This is a genomic window from Lysobacter terrae (genome assembly GCF_054782215.1).
The window spans coordinates 1-16,909 of the sequence record NZ_BAAGSX010000004.1 but is presented as its reverse complement, the minus strand read 5'-3'; the positions used below and the strand labels follow the sequence as shown (position 1 = coordinate 16,909).

13 protein-coding genes and 1 tRNA gene are annotated in these 16,909 nt (G+C 64.0%); all 14 read left to right on the top strand.

The features are described from left to right. Positions 1-73 (top strand): EF-Tu C-terminal domain-related protein (locus tag ACYVJ8_RS10685; protein ID WP_217650079.1); only part of this gene is annotated, 73 nt, incomplete at its 5' end. Positions 74-217: 144 nt separating this feature from the next. Next, a tRNA-Trp gene (locus ACYVJ8_RS10680) sits at positions 218-293 on the top strand. Positions 294-375: 82 nt separating this feature from the next. Further along, entirely contained in the window at positions 376-756 is a 381-nt protein-coding gene (secE, locus tag ACYVJ8_RS10675; protein ID WP_460712176.1) for a preprotein translocase subunit SecE, read from the top strand. Between the two features lie 12 nt (positions 757-768). Further along, a complete protein-coding gene (gene nusG / locus ACYVJ8_RS10670) occupies positions 769-1,347 on the top strand; it encodes a transcription termination/antitermination protein NusG (protein WP_460712174.1) in 579 nt (192 codons plus the stop codon). 266 nt (positions 1,348-1,613) lie between these two features. Then, positions 1,614-2,042: a 50S ribosomal protein L11 gene (gene rplK, locus ACYVJ8_RS10665; protein ID WP_310056322.1), complete on the top strand. Its 429-nt coding sequence runs from the start codon at positions 1,614-1,616 to the stop codon at positions 2,040-2,042. Positions 2,043-2,046: 4 nt separating this feature from the next. Further along, positions 2,047-2,745, top strand: coding sequence for a 50S ribosomal protein L1 (gene rplA / locus ACYVJ8_RS10660; RefSeq protein WP_460712172.1), 699 nt, complete (start codon positions 2,047-2,049; stop codon positions 2,743-2,745). Positions 2,746-3,087: 342 nt separating this feature from the next. Then, positions 3,088-3,615: a 50S ribosomal protein L10 gene (gene rplJ, locus ACYVJ8_RS10655; protein WP_460712170.1), complete on the top strand. Its 528-nt coding sequence runs from the start codon at positions 3,088-3,090 to the stop codon at positions 3,613-3,615. Between the two features lie 61 nt (positions 3,616-3,676). Beyond that, positions 3,677-4,045, top strand: coding sequence for a 50S ribosomal protein L7/L12 (rplL, locus tag ACYVJ8_RS10650; RefSeq protein WP_460712168.1), 369 nt, complete (start codon positions 3,677-3,679; stop codon positions 4,043-4,045). A gap of 399 nt (positions 4,046-4,444) precedes the next feature. Further along, positions 4,445-8,614 (top strand): DNA-directed RNA polymerase subunit beta, encoded by a 4,170-nt coding sequence (gene rpoB / locus ACYVJ8_RS10645; protein WP_460712166.1) that lies wholly within the window; start codon positions 4,445-4,447, stop codon positions 8,612-8,614. Between the two features lie 95 nt (positions 8,615-8,709). Continuing rightward, positions 8,710-12,930, top strand: coding sequence for a DNA-directed RNA polymerase subunit beta' (gene rpoC / locus ACYVJ8_RS10640; protein ID WP_460712164.1), 4,221 nt, complete (start codon positions 8,710-8,712; stop codon positions 12,928-12,930). 388 nt (positions 12,931-13,318) lie between these two features. After that, positions 13,319-13,693, top strand: a complete 375-nt coding sequence (gene rpsL / locus ACYVJ8_RS10635; RefSeq protein ID WP_187711356.1) for a 30S ribosomal protein S12 — start codon at positions 13,319-13,321, stop codon at positions 13,691-13,693. 72 nt (positions 13,694-13,765) lie between these two features. Then, on the top strand, positions 13,766-14,233 hold the full coding sequence (rpsG, locus tag ACYVJ8_RS10630) for a 30S ribosomal protein S7 (RefSeq protein ID WP_187711357.1): 468 nt from the start codon (positions 13,766-13,768) through the stop codon (positions 14,231-14,233). 173 nt (positions 14,234-14,406) lie between these two features. Further along, positions 14,407-16,524 carry an elongation factor G gene (fusA, locus tag ACYVJ8_RS10625; RefSeq protein WP_460712161.1) on the top strand — a complete coding sequence of 706 codons (2,118 nt, stop codon included), beginning with the start codon at positions 14,407-14,409 and terminating at the stop codon, positions 16,522-16,524. Between the two features lie 82 nt (positions 16,525-16,606). Beyond that, the coding region (locus ACYVJ8_RS10620; protein WP_460712159.1) for a GTP-binding protein at positions 16,607-16,909 on the top strand (303 nt) is incomplete at its 3' end.

The window sequence follows — 16,909 nt, the reverse complement described above, 5'->3', positions numbered from 1 at the left end:
AGGCCTGCGCTTCGCGATCCGCGAAGGCGGCCGTACCGTCGGCGCCGGCGTGGTGTCGAAGATCCTGAAATGACGAATTGACCCGGGTGCGCCCCAAGGCGCACCCGGGGCTTTATCCGGGTCGGTCCACAGCCGGCTCGAGAAGCGGTAGGGGCCCTGGCGGCGCGAGCCGCCGTTGCTTTTTCGGAAGCAGCCCAAAGACAATGTTCCAAGCCACACGCCAGTAGCTCAATTGGCAGAGCAGCGGTCTCCAAAACCGCAGGTTGGGGGTTCGAGTCCCTCCTGGCGTGCCATGTTTCATACGCGGATCGTTCCGCGACCGGCGCTGAGCCGGATCCAATCAGGTGACGCGGCCACGGTCGCGCAATGGACCGAATGAATAGCAAGGTCGAACAACCCGGCTCGTCGGCCTCCGGCGGCGACATCGTGAAGTACGTGCTGGCCCTGGTCCTCGTGGCCGCCGGCATCTTCGCGTTCTACTGGTTCAGCGACTGGGCGACGGTGCTGCGCGCGCTAGCGGTGTGCGGCGGCCTGGTGGCTGGCGCGGTGGTGTTCATGACCACGGGCAAGGGCGTTCAGACGCGCGAATTCCTCTCGGAATCACGCTTCGAACTGCGCAAGGTGGTCTGGCCGACCCGCCAGGAAGCGCTGCGCACGACCTGGGTCGTCATCGCCGCCGTGGCCATCCTCAGCCTGATCCTGGCCGGCTTCGACCTCGTCATTCAGTGGGCCGTGAAGGCCTTGCTGGCGCGTTAAGGAGAAATGCCGGTGTCCGAAGGTAGCAACAACAAGCGCTGGTACGTCGTCCACGCCTATTCCGGTTTCGAGAAGTCGGTAGCCCAGGCCCTGCGCGACCGCATCGTGCGCGCCGAGATGCAGGACCGCTTCGGCGAAGTGCTGGTCCCGACCGAAGAGGTCGTGGAAATGCGCTCCGGCCAGAAGCGCCGCTCCGAGCGCAAGTTCTTCCCAGGCTATGTCCTGGTCCAGATCGCTACGCACGAAGAAGCCGGCATCCCGCGCATCGACAACGAAAGCTGGCACCTGATCAAGGAAACCCCGAAGGTCATGGGCTTCATCGGCGGCACCGCCGATCGCCCCCTGCCGATCAAGGATTCCGAGGCCGACGCCATCCTGCAGCGCGTTCAGGAAGGCGTGGAGAAGCCCAAGCCGAAGGTCCTGTTCGAGCCGGGCGAGATGGTCCGCGTCACCGACGGTCCGTTCGTCGACTTCAACGGCGTGGTCGAAGAGATCAACTACGAGAAGAGCCGCCTGCGCGTGGCTGTGCTGATCTTCGGCCGCTCGACCCCGGTCGAGCTGGAGTTCGGTCAGGTCGAAAAGGCCAAGTGAGCGCCGCGGTACGCCGGCAGTGGCGGCTTCGGTCGCGCCGCCGCCGCGGCTAGCCATGCGAGGCAATGACGCTCTTGCCTGCAAGGCCCTCGAAAAGCTATACTCGCCGGCTCGCTGCCCAAGGCGCGAGCCACCCGGAACCACAGCCGCCTCTCCAGGGCGGCTGTCGGCGTCTGGAAATCCTGCAAAACGTGAAGCCGGGACACGCGATTTTCCCGGTCCGATGGGGAGCCTGACCTCAGGCGCTAGCACCCGGAGAGAAGAAAATGGCTAAGAAAGTAGTTGGCTACATCAAGCTTCAGGTCAAGGCCGGCCAGGCCAACCCGTCGCCGCCGGTGGGTCCCGCCCTCGGTCAGCGCGGCCTGAATATCATGGAGTTCTGCAAAGCGTTCAACGCCGCGACCTCCAAGCTCGAGCCGGGTCTGCCGACCCCGGTCATCATCACCGCGTACTCCGACCGTACGTTCACCTTCGTCACCAAGTCGACCCCGGCTTCGGTGCTGCTGAAGAAGGCGGCTGGCATCCAGTCCGGCTCCAAGCGCCCGAACACCGAGAAGGTGGGCAAGGTCACCCGCAAGCAGCTCGAAGACATCGCCAAGGCGAAGGAAGCCGATCTGACCGCGGCCGATCTGGACGCAGCGGTGAAGACGATTGCGGGTTCGGCCCGCTCGATGGGTCTGGTGGTGGAGGGCTAAGCACATGGCAATGAACAAGCGACAGAAGGCCATCCTGGCCGCCGTGGTTCCGGGCAAGGCCTATGGCTTTGACGAGGCCGTCAAGATCATCAAGAACGCCACCAAGGCCAAGTTCGTCGAGTCCGTCGACGTGGCCGTGCGCCTGGGCGTGGACGCGAAGAAGTCCGACCAGCAGGTCCGCGGTTCGACCGTGCTGCCCGCCGGTACCGGTAAGAGCGTGCGCGTGGCGGTGTTCGCCCCGGCCGGTGCCAAGGCCGACGAAGCCCTGGCCGCTGGCGCCGACATCGTCGGCATGGACGACCTGGCCGAGAAGATGCAGGCCGGCGATCTGAACTACGACGTGGTCATCGCCACCCCGGACGCGATGCGCGTCGTCGGTAAGCTGGGCCAGGTGCTCGGCCCGCGTGGCCTGATGCCGAACCCGAAGGTCGGCACCGTTTCGCCGAACCCGGCCGAAGCCGTGAAGAACGCCAAGGGCGGCCAGGTGCGTTACCGCACCGACAAGGCCGGCATCATCCACTGCACCATCGGCAAGGCTTCGTTCAACGACGCTGACCTGAAGGGCAACCTCGAAGCGTTGCTGCACGACCTGATCAAGGCCAAGCCGGCGACCTCGAAGGGCCAGTACCTGCAGAAGATCTCGATCAGCACCACCATGGGCCCCGGCGTTGCCGTGGACCAGGCGACGCTGGCACTGAAGTAATTCGTTTCAGGTGGATGGCGCTTGCGCCATCCGCAACGTTTTTGAGGGCGCCGCAGAGGACTCGATCCGAAGCGAGCCGTCAAAGACCGCAGGCGCGGTCAGCGCGTGACGACGACGGGCAGGGAGCTCGTACTGGCAAGGAATCGCCGTCGCCACTAGCGGGATCGCTTAATCAGCTTTTGGACAACCCGTCCGGCAAGCCTGCGTAGATGGTGAAGCCCCCTCTGGAAATTTCCGGAAGGGCCACCACCGGGATGCGCAAGCATCCCCGGCGTCAGGGAAGGCGCCGCCCAGGACCGCAAGCGGCAGGAGCCGTGAGCGGAATTCAATTGGAGGAGTGCAATGGCTCTCAATCTGTCTCAGAAGCAAGATGTAGTCGCACAGGTGGCAGAAATCGCCGCCAAGGCGCACTCCTTGGTCGCAGCCGAGTACGCGGGCACCACGGTCAGTCAGATGACCGCGATGCGCAAGAAGGCCCGCGAAACCGGCGTGTACTTGAAGGTTGTCAAGAACACGCTGGCCGCGCGTGCCGTCGCCGGTACCGAGTTCGAGGTCGTCAAGGACGCCCTCACCGGTCCGCTGCTGTATGCGTTCTCGCTGGAAGAACCCGGCGCCGCCGGTCGTCTGATCAAGGAAGCGTCCAAGGGTAACGACAAGCTCAAGGCCAAGGTCGTGTCGGTGGAAGGCAAGCTGCTGCCTGCCGAACACGTCGAAGTCCTGGCCTCGCTGCCGACCCGCGAACAGGCCCTGGCCATGCTGGCCCGCGTCCTCGCCGAACCCGCCGCGATGTTCGCTCGTGCCGTCAAGGCCGTGGCCGACAAGCAGGGTGGCGGCGAAGCCGCTCCGGCCGAAGCTGCCGCCGAAGCCTGAGTTCGCTGACGCGACTTACTAACCGAATCGCAAGACCAACAAATTTCCAGAGGTAATCAAAATGTCCCTGTCTAACGAACAGATCGTCGACGCCATCGCCGCCAAGTCGCTGATGGAAGTGATGGACCTGGTGAAGGCCATCGAAGACAAGTTCGGCGTCACCGCCGCCGCTCCGGTCATGGTGGCCGGCCCGGCCGCTGCCGCTGCCCCGGTTGAAGAGCAGACCGAATTCACCGTCGTGCTGAAGAGCGCCGGCGAGAAGAAGGTCGACGTGATCAAGGCCGTCCGCGCCATCACCGGCCTGGGCCTGAAGGAAGCCAAGGACCTCACCGAGGCCGGCGGCGTCCTGAAGGATGCCGTGTCGAAGGACGACGCTGCCAAGTTCAAGAAGGAACTGGAAGCTGCTGGCGCGACCGTCGAGGTCAAGTAAGCAGTATCCGTGTCGCCGGATGTCATCGGCGACCACTGAAGGCTGGGGCCGTAAGGTCCCGGCCTTTGGCCGTTGTTGAAGTGATGCAAAACTAAACAGCTCTACACGGTCCGGGCCTGTCGTGCCCTGGCCAAACCGCTATCCGGACTTCGCGTCGCTCTTTCCGGATGGTCTGTGTTTTTCGAGCGGCGCCGGAAACCCAACCGAGTTGGTAGTTGGAAGCAGCACTAGAGGGCGTGCGGGTGCCGGCAATACCCGCGGCTTCCAACTGACAGTTCAATCTTTCAGGGATTGGAGAGTAGAGATTCGGGATTCGTGGCAGCCAAGGCTGTGCTTTTGTTCACGAATCGCGCATCGCGAACCTTCCGTCCCGGCTCTTACAAGAGGCGGCAGCTCCCCATGACGACAGCTTCCAAAACGAATTATTCGTTCACCGAAAAGAAGCGCATCCGCAAGAACTTCGGCAAGCGCCGGTCGATTCTCGAAGTTCCGTTCCTGCTCGCGATCCAGGTCGATTCCTATCGCGAGTTCCTGCAGGAGTTCGCCGATCCCGCCAAGCGCGAGGACCGCGGCCTGCATGCGGCGCTGAAGTCGGTGTTCCCGATCGTCAGCTACAGCGGCAACGCCGCGCTGGAATACGTCGGCTACAAGCTCGGCGAGCCGCCGTTCGACGAGCGCGAGTGCCGTAACCGCGGCCTGTCCTACGGCGCGCCGCTGCGCGTGACCGTGCGCCTGGTGATCTACGACCGCGAGTCGTCGACCAAGGCGATCAAGTACGTGAAGGAGCAAGAGGTCTACATGGGCGAAATCCCGCTCATGACCGGCAACGGCACCTTCATCGTCAACGGTACCGAGCGCGTCATCGTCTCGCAGCTGCACCGTTCGCCGGGCGTGTTCTTCGACCACGATCGCGGCAAGACGCACAGCTCGGGCAAGCTGCTGTACAGCGCCCGCATCATTCCTTACCGCGGCTCCTGGCTGGACTTCGAGTTCGACCCGAAGGACGCGCTGTTCACCCGTATCGACCGTCGCCGCAAGTTGCCGGTGACCGTGCTGCTGCGCGCGCTCGGTTACAACAACGAAGAGATGCTGCGCGAGTTCTTCGAGATCAACACCTTCCACATCGATCCCAAGGAAGGCGTCCAACTCGAACTGGTTCCGGAACGCCTGCGCGGCGAAACCCTCGACTTCGACCTCGCCGATGGCGACAAGGTCATCGTCGAAGCCGGCCGCCGCATCACCGCGCGCCACGTCAAGCAGCTCGAAGCCTCGGGCATCGCTGCGCTGGCCGTGCCGGACAGCTACCTCGTCGGCCGCATCCTGTCGCAGGACGTCGTCGATCCCAACACCGGTGAACTGCTGGCGCTGGCAAACGACGAGATCAACGACGACCACCTGGCCAAGTTCCGCAAGGCCGGTGTTGTCGCCGTTGGCACGCTGTGGGTCAACGACCTCGATCGCGGCGCGTACCTGTCGAACACCCTGCGCATCGACGGCAGCAAGACCCAGCTCGAAGCGCTGGTCGAGATCTACCGCATGATGCGTCCGGGCGAACCGCCGACCAAGGACGCTGCGCAGAACCTGTTCCACAATCTGTTCTTCACCTTCGAGCGCTACGACCTGTCGGGCGTGGGCCGGATGAAGTTCAACCGCCGCCTCGGCCGCAAGGAAGTCACCGGCGCATCGGTGCTGTACGACGCCAAGTACTTCGCCGAGCGCAAGGACGAGGAGTCCGTGCGCCTGCGCGAGCAGTTCCGCGGCACGTCGGACATCCTCGATGCCATCCGCGTGCTGACCGAGATCCGCAACGGCCGTGGCGTGGTGGATGACATCGACCACCTGGGCAACCGTCGCGTTCGTTCGGTCGGCGAAATGGCCGAGAACGTGTTCCGCGTCGGCCTGGTCCGCGTCGAGCGCGCCGTGAAGGAGCGCCTGTCGATGGCCGAGTCCGAAGGCCTGACCCCGCAGGAGCTGATCAACGCCAAGCCGGTGGCCGCCGCGATCAAGGAATTCTTCGGTTCCTCGCAGCTGTCGCAGTTCATGGACCAGAACAACCCGCTGTCGGAAGTGACGCACAAGCGTCGCGTCTCCGCGCTGGGTCCGGGCGGTCTGACCCGCGAGCGCGCCGGCTTCGAAGTGCGCGACGTGCATCCGACCCATTACGGCCGCGTCTGCACCATCGAAACGCCTGAAGGCCCGAACATCGGCCTGATCAACTCGCTCGCCGTGTTCGCACGCACCAACCGCTACGGCTTCCTCGAGACGCCGTACCGCAAGGTCGTGGAAGGCCGCGTCACCGACGACATCGAATACCTGTCGGCGATCGAAGAAAACGAGTACGTCATCGCCCAGGCCAACGCGCCGCGCGACGACAAGGGCCACATCACCGCCCAGTTCGTCGACTGCCGCTACCAGGGCGAGTCGCTGCTGAAGCCGCCGAGCGAAATCCACTTCATGGACGTCTCGCCGATGCAGACCGTGTCGGTCGCGGCCGCGCTGGTGCCGTTCCTCGAGCACGACGACGCCAACCGCGCGCTGATGGGCGCGAACATGCAGCGCCAGGCCGTGCCTACGCTGAAGGCACAGAAGCCGCTGGTCGGTACCGGCATCGAGCGCGCCGTGGCGCGCGACTCGGGCGTGACCGTGAACGCCCTGCGCGGCGGCGTGATCGAACAGATCGACGCGGCCCGCATCGTGGTCAAGGTCAACGAGAGCGAGATCTCCGGCGAACACGATGCCGGCGTCGACATCTACAACCTGATCAAGTACACGCGTTCCAACCAGAACACCTGCATCAACCAGTCTCCGCTGGTGAAGGTGGGTAACGTGGTCGCGCGCGGCGACGTGCTGGCCGACGGTCCTTCGACCGACATCGGCGAGCTGGCGCTGGGCCAGAACATGCTGGTCGCGTTCATGCCGTGGAACGGCTACAACTTCGAAGACTCGATCCTGCTCTCCGAGCGCGTGGTCGAAGAGGATCGCTACACCACGATCCACATCGAAGAGCTCACCGTCCAGGCGCGCGACACCAAGCTGGGGCCGGAAGAAATCTCCGCCGACATCCCGAACGTCTCCGAGCAGGCGCTGAACCGCCTCGACGAGTCGGGCGTGGTCTACATCGGTGCGGAAGTGCGCGCGGGCGACATCCTCGTCGGCAAGGTCACGCCGAAGGGCGAGAGCCAGCTGACGCCGGAAGAGAAGCTGCTGCGCGCGATCTTCGGCGAGAAGGCTTCCGACGTTAAGGACAGCTCGCTGCGCGTGCCCCCGGGCATGGACGGCGTCGTCATCGACGTGCAGGTCTTCACCCGCGACGGCATCGAGAAGGACAAGCGTGCCCGCCAGATCGAAGAGTCCGAAATCAAGCGCGTCAAGAAGGACTTCGACGACCAGTTCCGCATCCTCGAAGCGGCCATCTTCGATCGCCTGCGCTCGCAGCTGATCGGCAAGGTCGCCAACGGCGGCGCCGGCCTGAAGAAGGGCGACACCGTCACTTCGCTGGTGCTCGACAGCCTGTCGAAGAAGGACTGGTTCACCCTGCGCATGAAGGACGACGACGCGGTCGAGGCGATCGAACGCGCGCAGAAGCAGATCGAGGCGCACGAGAAGGAATTTGAAAAGCGCTTCCAGGACAAGCGCGGCAAGATCACCCAGGGCGACGACCTCGCTCCGGGCGTGCTGAAGATGGTCAAGGTGTTCCTGGCCGTGAAGCGCCGCATCCAGCCGGGCGACAAGATGGCCGGCCGCCACGGTAACAAGGGTGTGGTGTCGACGATTGTCCCCGTCGAAGACATGCCGTACATGGCGAACGGCGAGACCGTCGACATCGTGCTGAATCCGCTGGGCGTGCCGTCGCGTATGAACATCGGCCAGGTGCTGGAAGTGCACCTTGGCTGGGCCGCCAAGGGTCTGGGCAAGAAGATCCAGCGCATGCTCGAGTCGCAACAGAAGGTTGCCGAGCTGCGCAAGTTCCTCGACGAGATCTACAACCACGACCGCACCACGCACGAGGAGCGCGTCGACCTCAAGCAGTTCTCCGATCAGGAGCTGCTGACGCTGGCGAAGAACCTCACCGACGGCGTGCCGATGGCGACCCCGGTGTTCGACGGCGCGGCCGAATTCGAGATCAAGAAGATGCTCGAACTCGCCGAGCTGCCGCTGAGCGGCCAGACCATGCTGTTCGATGGTCGTACCGGTGAATCCTTCGAGCGTCCGGTCACGGTCGGCTACATGCACATGCTGAAGCTGAACCACCTGGTCGACGACAAGATGCACGCGCGTTCGACCGGTCCGTACTCGCTCGTCACCCAGCAGCCGCTGGGCGGCAAGGCGCAGTTCGGCGGCCAGCGTTTCGGCGAAATGGAAGTCTGGGCGCTGGAAGCCTACGGCGCGGCCTACACCCTGCAGGAAATGCTGACGGTGAAGTCCGACGACGTGCAGGGCCGCAACCAGATGTACAAGAACATCGTCGACGGCGAGTACGAGATGGTGGCCGGCATGCCGGAATCCTTCAACGTGCTGGTGAAGGAAATCCGCTCGCTCGCGATCAACATGGAGCTGGAAGAGACCTGAGCCATAGGCGGGAAGCGCAGCGAGTCGCGCGCTTCCCTTCCTACTGATTCAGCGATCCACAGCCCTCGACGAATTCCTCCTTCCGGAGAAAACAAATGAAAGACCTGCTTAATCTCTTCAACCAGCAGCGCCCCGCGATCGACTTCGATGCGATCAAGATTGCGCTGGCTTCGCCGGACCTGATCCGCTCGTGGTCCTACGGCGAAGTGAAGAAGCCGGAAACCATCAACTACCGTACCTTCAAGCCGGAACGCGACGGCCTGTTCTGCGCCGCGATCTTCGGTCCGATCAAGGACTACGAGTGCCTGTGCGGCAAGTACAAGCGCATGAAGCACCGTGGCGTGGTCTGCGAGAAGTGCGGCACCGAAGTGACGCTGGCCAAGGTGCGCCGCGAGCGCATGGGTCACATCGACCTGGCGTCGCCGGTCGCGCACATCTGGTTCCTCAAGTCGCTGCCCTCGCGCATCGGCCTGATGCTGGACATGACCCTGCGCGACATCGAGCGCATCCTGTACTTCGAAGCCTACGTGGTGACCGAGCCGGGCCTGACCCCGATGGAACGCGGCATGCTGCTCAACGAAGAGCAGTACATGCAGGCGCGCCAGGAGCATGGCGACGACTTCGAAGCCGCGATGGGCGCCGAGGCGGTCTACGACCTGCTGCGCACGATCGACCTGCAGGCCGAGATGATCCAGCTGAAGGAAGACATCGCTTCCACCGGTTCGGAAACCAAGCTCAAGCGTCTGACCAAGCGCATCAAGCTGGTCGAAGCCTTCCTCGAATCCGGCAACCGTCCGGAGTGGATGGTCATGACCGTGCTGCCGGTGCTGCCGCCGGATCTGCGCCCGCTGGTGCCGCTGGACGGCGGCCGCTTCGCGACGTCGGATCTCAACGACCTGTACCGCCGCGTCATCAACCGTAACAACCGCCTGCGCCGCCTGCTCGAACTCAATGCGCCCGACATCATCGTGCGCAACGAAAAGCGCATGCTGCAGGAATCGGTCGACGCGCTGATGGACAACGGCCGCCGTGGCCGCGCCATCACCGGCACCAACAAGCGCCCGCTCAAGTCGCTGGCCGACATGATCAAGGGCAAGCAGGGCCGCTTCCGCCAGAACCTGCTCGGCAAGCGCGTGGACTACTCGGGCCGTTCGGTCATCGTGGTCGGTCCGACCCTGCGTCTGCACGAGTGCGGCCTGCCGAAGAAGATGGCGCTGGAACTGTTCAAGCCATTCATCTTCGCGAAGCTGCAGCGTCGTGGCCTGGCCACCACCATCAAGGCCGCCAAGAAGCTCGTCGAGCGCGAAGAGCCGATGGTGTGGGACATCCTCGAGGAGGTGATCCGCGAGCATCCGGTCCTGCTGAACCGTGCGCCGACCCTGCACCGCCTGGGCATCCAGGCGTTCGAGCCGGTGCTGATCGAAGGCAAGGCGATCCAGCTGCACCCGCTGGTCTGCACCGCGTTCAACGCCGACTTCGACGGTGACCAGATGGCCGTCCACGTGCCGCTCTCGCTGGAAGCCCAGCTGGAAGCGCGCGCGCTGATGATGTCCTCGAACAACATCCTGTCGCCGGCGAACGGCGAGCCGATCATCGTGCCGTCGCAGGACGTCGTGCTCGGTCTGTACTACATGAGCCGCGCCCTCGAGAACAAGAAGGGCGAGGGCATGGCGTTCGCCAACGTCGCCGAGGTCAAGCGCGCCTACGACAACCGCAAGGTCGAACTGCACGCCAAGTGCAAGGTGCGCATCACCGAGACCGTGGTCGCCGAAGACGGTTCGCGTTCGAAGAAGACCTCGATCGTCGACACCACCGTCGGCCGCGCGCTGCTGCGCGAGATCCTGCCGGAAGGCCTGCCGTTCGCACTGGCCAACGTCGAGCTGACCAAGAAGAACATCAGCCGCCTGATCAACTCGTGCTACCGCATGCTGGGTCTGAAGGACACCGTCGTGTTCGCCGACCAGCTGATGTACACGGGCTTCAGCTACGCGACCCGTGCGGGCGTGTCGATCGGTATCGACGACATGAAGATCCCGCTGGAGAAGAAGGGGATCCTGGACGAAGCCGAGCAGGAAGTCCTCGACATCCAGCAGCAGTACCAGTCGGGTCTGGTCACCGCCGGCGAGCGCTACAACAAGGTCGTCGACATCTGGTCGCGTACCAACGAACGCGTCGCCAAGGCGATGATGGACACGATCGGTACCGACACCGTGACCAACGCCAAGGGCGAACAGGTCCCGCAGAAGTCGATGAACTCGATCTACATCATGGCCGACTCGGGCGCGCGTGGTTCGCAGGCGCAGATCCGTCAGCTCGCCGGTATGCGCGGCCTGATGGCCAAGCCGGACGGCTCGATCATCGAGACGCCGATTACCGCGAACTTCCGCGAAGGCCTGAACGTTCTGCAGTACTTCATCTCGACCCACGGCGCCCGTAAGGGTCTTGCCGATACGGCATTGAAGACCGCGAACTCCGGTTACCTGACCCGTCGCCTCGTCGACGTGGCGCAGGACGTGGTGATCACCGAAACCGATTGCGGCACGCTCGAAGGTCTGACCATGACTCCGATCGTGGAAGGCGGCGACGTGGTCGAACCGCTGCGCGACCGCGTGCTGGGCCGCGTCGTGGCCGAGGACGTGTTCCTGCCGGGTAACGACGAGGATCCGATCGTCACCCGCAACACCCTGCTCGACGAAGCCTGGGTGCAGAAGCTCGAAGACGCTGGCGTGCAGTCGATCAAGGTGCGTTCTACGATCACCTGCCGGTCCTCGTTCGGCGTGTGCTCGCACTGCTACGGTCGCGACCTTGGCCGCGGCCACCTGGTCAACCACGGCGAAGCGGTCGGCGTCGTCGCCGCGCAGTCGATCGGCGAGCCGGGTACGCAGCTGACCATGCGTACGTTCCACATCGGTGGTGCGGCGTCGCGTGCGGCCGCCATCGACAACGTGACGGTCAAGACCACCGGTACGCTGAAGTACAACAACCTCAAGTTCGTCGAACACAGCCAGGGCCACCGCGTGGCGGTGTCGCGTTCGGGTGAACTGTCCGTGCTCGACGGCCATGGCCGCGAGCGCGAGCGTTACAAGCTGCCGTACGGCGCCACTATCGCGATCAAGGACGGTGCGGAGATCAAGGCCGGCCAGCAGGTCGCGAACTGGGATCCGCATAACCACCCGATCGTGTCGGAAGTCGCCGGCTTCATCCGCTTCATCGACTTCATCGACGGCGTCACCGTCATCGAGAAGACCGACGAACTGACCGGCCTGGCTTCGCGCGAGATCACCGATCCGAAGCGTCGCGGTTCGCAGGGCAAGGACCTGCGTCCGATCGTGCGTATCGTCGACAAGAACGGCAAGGACCTGTCCATCCCGGGTACCGACCTGCCGGCGCAGTACATGCTGCCGCCGCGCTCGATCGTGAACCTGCAGGACGGCGCGCCGGTCGGCGTGGGCGACGTGGTCGCGAAGATTCCGCAGGAAGCGTCGAAGACCCGCGACATCACCGGCGGTCTGCCGCGCGTGGCCGACTTGTTCGAAGCGCGCAAGCCGAAGGATCCGGCGATCCTGGCCGAAACCTCGGGCATCGTGTCGTTCGGCAAGGACACCAAGGGCAAGCAGCGCCTGATCATCAAGGACACCGACGGTAACGAGCACGAAGAGCTCATTCCGAAGTACCGCCAGATCATCGTGTTCGAAGGCGAGCACGTGGAGAAGGGCGAGACCGTGGTGGACGGCGAGCCCAGCCCGCAGGACATCCTGCGCCTGCTCGGCGTCGAGCCGCTGGCCGTGTACCTGACCAAGGAAATCCAGGACGTCTACCGCCTGCAGGGCGTGAAGATCAACGACAAGCACATCGAGGTGATCGTTCGCCAGATGCTGCGTAAGGTCGAGATCACCGACGCCGGCGACAGCAAGTTCCTCAATGGCGAGCAGATCGAGCGCCAGCGCTTCGTCGAGGAAAATGCCCGCCTGCAGTCGAAGAACGAGATCCTGTCCAAGTCCGATCCGGTCCTGCTGGGTATCACCAAGGCCTCGCTGGCGACCGAGTCGTTCATCTCGGCGGCTTCGTTCCAGGAGACCACCCGCGTCCTCACCGAGGCGGCGGTCCGCGGTACCCGTGACGGCCTGCGCGGCCTGAAGGAGAACGTGATCGTCGGTCGCCTGATCCCGGCCGGTACGGGCCTGGCCTACCACACCCAGCGCCGCCGCTCGGCGTCCGGTCTGACCGAGTCCGAGCTGGAGACCCTGTCCGGTGGCATGACCGAGGCTCCGGCCGCGGCCGAGGGCGCCGAGACCGAGGCCTCGACCGAGGAATAAGCGGTATTGCCCCTGCCGGTCCTCCGGCAGGGGCATCCGACCGTTGCGCAGGCAGCGGAAGGAGGGTCGGTGGCGTCCTGGGCGCCCCGGCTACAAATCGGCAAGGAAGCACGCTATACTTCCGCGCTTTCCGACGGACAGCCCACGGGCTGGTGCCGTCCAGATCACCAAAAGAGGCGCATGGAGCGCCTCGTGTTGGGCCCAGGGTAGGGCGGGATCGCTGAGTTTCCCCGGCGCGCATGTCGCGTTGGGGCGGATAGTCCGCACTGGCGACAACGCCAGGCGCGGGCTATGTGTTTTTGTCTCGGCGGTCCGGAATATTCCGGGCTGCCGATCGTTTTTTCAGAAGTTTCACCCCAGGCTCCGGCCTTCACATAAAGAGTCACAGATGGCGACGATCAATCAGCTGGTGCGCAAGCCGCGCAGCCCTGAAACCTACAAGAGCGCCTCGCCGGCGCTGGCGAACTGCCCGCAGCGTCGTGGCGTTTGCACCCGCGTCTACACCACCACCCCGAAGAAGCCGAACTCGGCTCTGCGTAAGGTGGCCAAGGTGCGCCTGACCAACGGTTACGAAGTCATTTCGTACATCGGCGGCGAAGGCCACAACCTGCAGGAGCACTCCGTGGTGCTGATCCGCGGCGGTCGCGTGAAGGACCTTCCGGGTGTGCGTTACCACACCGTGCGCGGTTCGCTCGACGCTGCCGGCGTGACCAAGCGTCGCCAGAGCCGTTCGAAGTACGGCGCCAAGCGTCCGAAGTCCTGATCCCTGGCCAACAAGATCCGCGCCGCTGCATCCGCAACGGTTCTGTCAAAGATTTGAATAAAGGTACGCACCATGTCGCGTAAAGGTTCCACCCCGCAGCGTTCGGTTCTGCCCGACCCCAAGCACGGCAGCGAGACGATCGCGCGCTTCATCAACATGGTCATGCAGAGCGGCAAGAAGTCGATCGCTGAAAAGATCGTCTATGGCGCCATGGACGTGATCAGCGAAAAGAACGCCAATGCCGTCGAGCTGATCGAGAAGGCACTGGGCAACGTGTCCCCGGCGGTCGAGGTCAAGTCCCGCCGTGTCGGTGGCGCGACCTATCAGGTGCCGGTCGAAGTGCGCGCTTCCCGCCGCTTGGCCCTGGCAATGCGTTGGCTGATCGACTCGGCCCGCAAGCGTGGCGAAAACAGCATGCCGCGCAAGCTGGCTGCTGAACTCCTGGATGCTTCCGAAAACCGTGGTGGCGCGATCAAGAAGCGCGAAGAAACCCACCGCATGGCGGAAGCGAACAAGGCGTTCGCCCACTACCGCTGGTAATCCCGACGCCGCGCCCGGCGCGGTCCGTCGAAGCCAGCTGTACTGCCGTGGCGGCGTAATCGCCGCCCGGCAAATCGGAAGCCGCCGCGAGGCGGCGTCCGGCCATCTGCAGATCCCGCGGATTTCGATCCTCGGGTTGCAGCAAACCAGATCGCAAACAAAGAGAGTGTCCCGTGGCTCGCACCACTCCCCTCGAGCGTTACCGCAACTTCGGCATCATGGCCCACATCGATGCCGGCAAGACCACCACGTCTGAGCGCATCCTGTTCTACACCGGCGTCAGCCACAAGATCGGCGAAGTGCACGAAGGTGCCGCGACGATGGACTGGATGGAGCAGGAGCAGGAGCGCGGCATCACCATCACGTCCGCCGCGACCACGGCGTTCTGGAAGGGCATGGACAAGTCCCTGCCTGAGCACCGCCTCAACATCATCGACACCCCCGGCCACGTCGACTTCACCATCGAAGTCGAGCGTTCGCTGCGCGTGCTCGACGGCGCGGTGTTCGTGCTGTGCGCCGTCGGTGGCGTGCAGCCGCAGTCCGAGACCGTGTGGCGTCAGGCCAACCGGTACTCGGTTCCGCGCATGGCGTTCGTCAACAAGATGGACCGTACCGGTGCCAACTTCGACAAGGTCGTCGAGCAGCTGAAGTCGCGCCTGGGCGCGTACGCCGTGCCGATGCAGGTGCCGATCGGCGCCGAAGACGGCTTCGAGGGCGTGGTCGACCTGCTCAAGATGAAGGCCATCCACTGGGATGTCGCCTCGCAGGGCACCAAGTTCGAATACGGCGAAATCCCGGCCGAGCTGAAGAGCAAGGCTGAGGAAGCGCGCAGCTTCATGATCGAAGCCGCTGCCGAAGCGTCCGAAGAACTGATGGACAAGTACCTGAACGAAGGCGAGCTGTCGGAAGCCGAAATCGTCGAAGGCCTGCGTGCGCGCACGCTGAAGGTCGAGATCGTGCCGGTGTTCTGCGGTTCGGCGTTCAAGAACAAGGGCGTGCAGGCCATGCTCGACGGCGTGATCAATCTGCTGCCGTCGCCGGCCGACCGTCCGCCGGTGCAGGGCATCGACGAAAACGACAAGGAAGACAGCCGCAAGGCGTCGGATTCCGAGCCGTTCTCCGCGCTCGCGTTCAAGATCATGACCGACCCGTTCGTCGGCGCTCTGACGTTCTTCCGCGTCTACTCGGGCGTGTTGAACTCGGGCGACCAGGTCTACAACCCGGTCAAGTCGAGGAAGGAGCGCATCGGCCGCATCCTGCAGATGCACGCCAACCAGCGCGACGAAATCAAGGAAGTCCGCGCGGGCGACATCGCTGCCGCCGTGGGCCTGAAGGACGTGACCACCGGCGACACGCTGTGCTCGCAGGATCACATCATCACGCTCGAGCGCATGACCTTCCCGGAGCCCGTCATCTCGATGGCGGTCGAGCCGAAGACCAAGTCGGACCAGGAAAAGATGGGTATGGCCCTGTCGCGTCTCGCGGCGGAAGATCCCTCGTTCCGCGTTCGTACGGACGAAGAGTCGGGCCAGACCATCATCGCCGGCATGGGCGAGCTGCACCTGGACATCATCGTCGACCGCATGCGTCGCGAGTTCAACGTGGAAGCCAACGTCGGCAAGCCGCAGGTGGCCTACCGCGAAACGATCCGCAAGTCGGACGTCAAGTCGGACTACAAACACGCCAAGCAGTCGGGTGGTAAGGGTCAGTACGGTCACGTCGTGATCGAGCTGTCGCCGATGAACGAAGCCGATCGCGCCAACAAGGACGTCGAGAACGATTTCTTGTTCATCAACGACATCACCGGCGGCGTGATTCCGAAGGAATTCATTCCGGCGGTCGAGAAGGGCCTGCGCGAAACCATCACCAGCGGTCCGCTGGCTGGCTTCCCGGTCGTCAACGTCAAGGTCAAGCTGGTGTTCGGTTCGTACCACGACGTCGACTCGTCGGAAATGGCGTTCAAGCTCGCCGCGTCGATGGCGTTCAAGGAAGGCTTCCGCAAGGCCGATCCGGTCCTGCTCGAGCCGATGATGAAGGTCGAAGTCGTGACGCCGGAAGACTATGTCGGCGACGTCATGGGCGACGTGAGCCGTCGTCGCGGTCTGCTGTCCGGCCAGGACGACAGCCCGTCGGGCAAGATCATCAACGCGATGGTGCCGCTGGGCGAAATGTTCGGCTACGCGACCACGCTGCGTTCGATGTCGCAGGGTCGCGCCACCTTCACGATGGAATTCGACCACTACGCTGAAGCGCCGGCCAACATCGCCGACGCGGTGATGAAGAAGTCCTAACCGGAACCGGGGCTCGTGATCGGGCCCCGCTTCCAGAATCACAACATTCCCGTTTCAACAAAGTACTAAAGAGAGACATACCATGGCTAAGGGTAAGTTCGAGCGCACCAAGCCCCACGTAAACGTCGGCACGATCGGCCACGTGGACCACGGCAAGACCACGCTGACGGCAGCGCTGACGAAGGTGGGCGCGGAACGTTTCGGCGGTGAGTTCAAGGCCTATGACGCGATCGACGCGGCGCCGGAAGAAAAGGCGCGCGGCATCACGATCTCGACGGCGCACGTGGAATACGAAAGCCCGAATCGTCACTACGCACACGTGGACTGCCCGGGCCACGCCGACTACGTGAAGAACATGATCACCGGTGCCGCTCAGATGGACGGC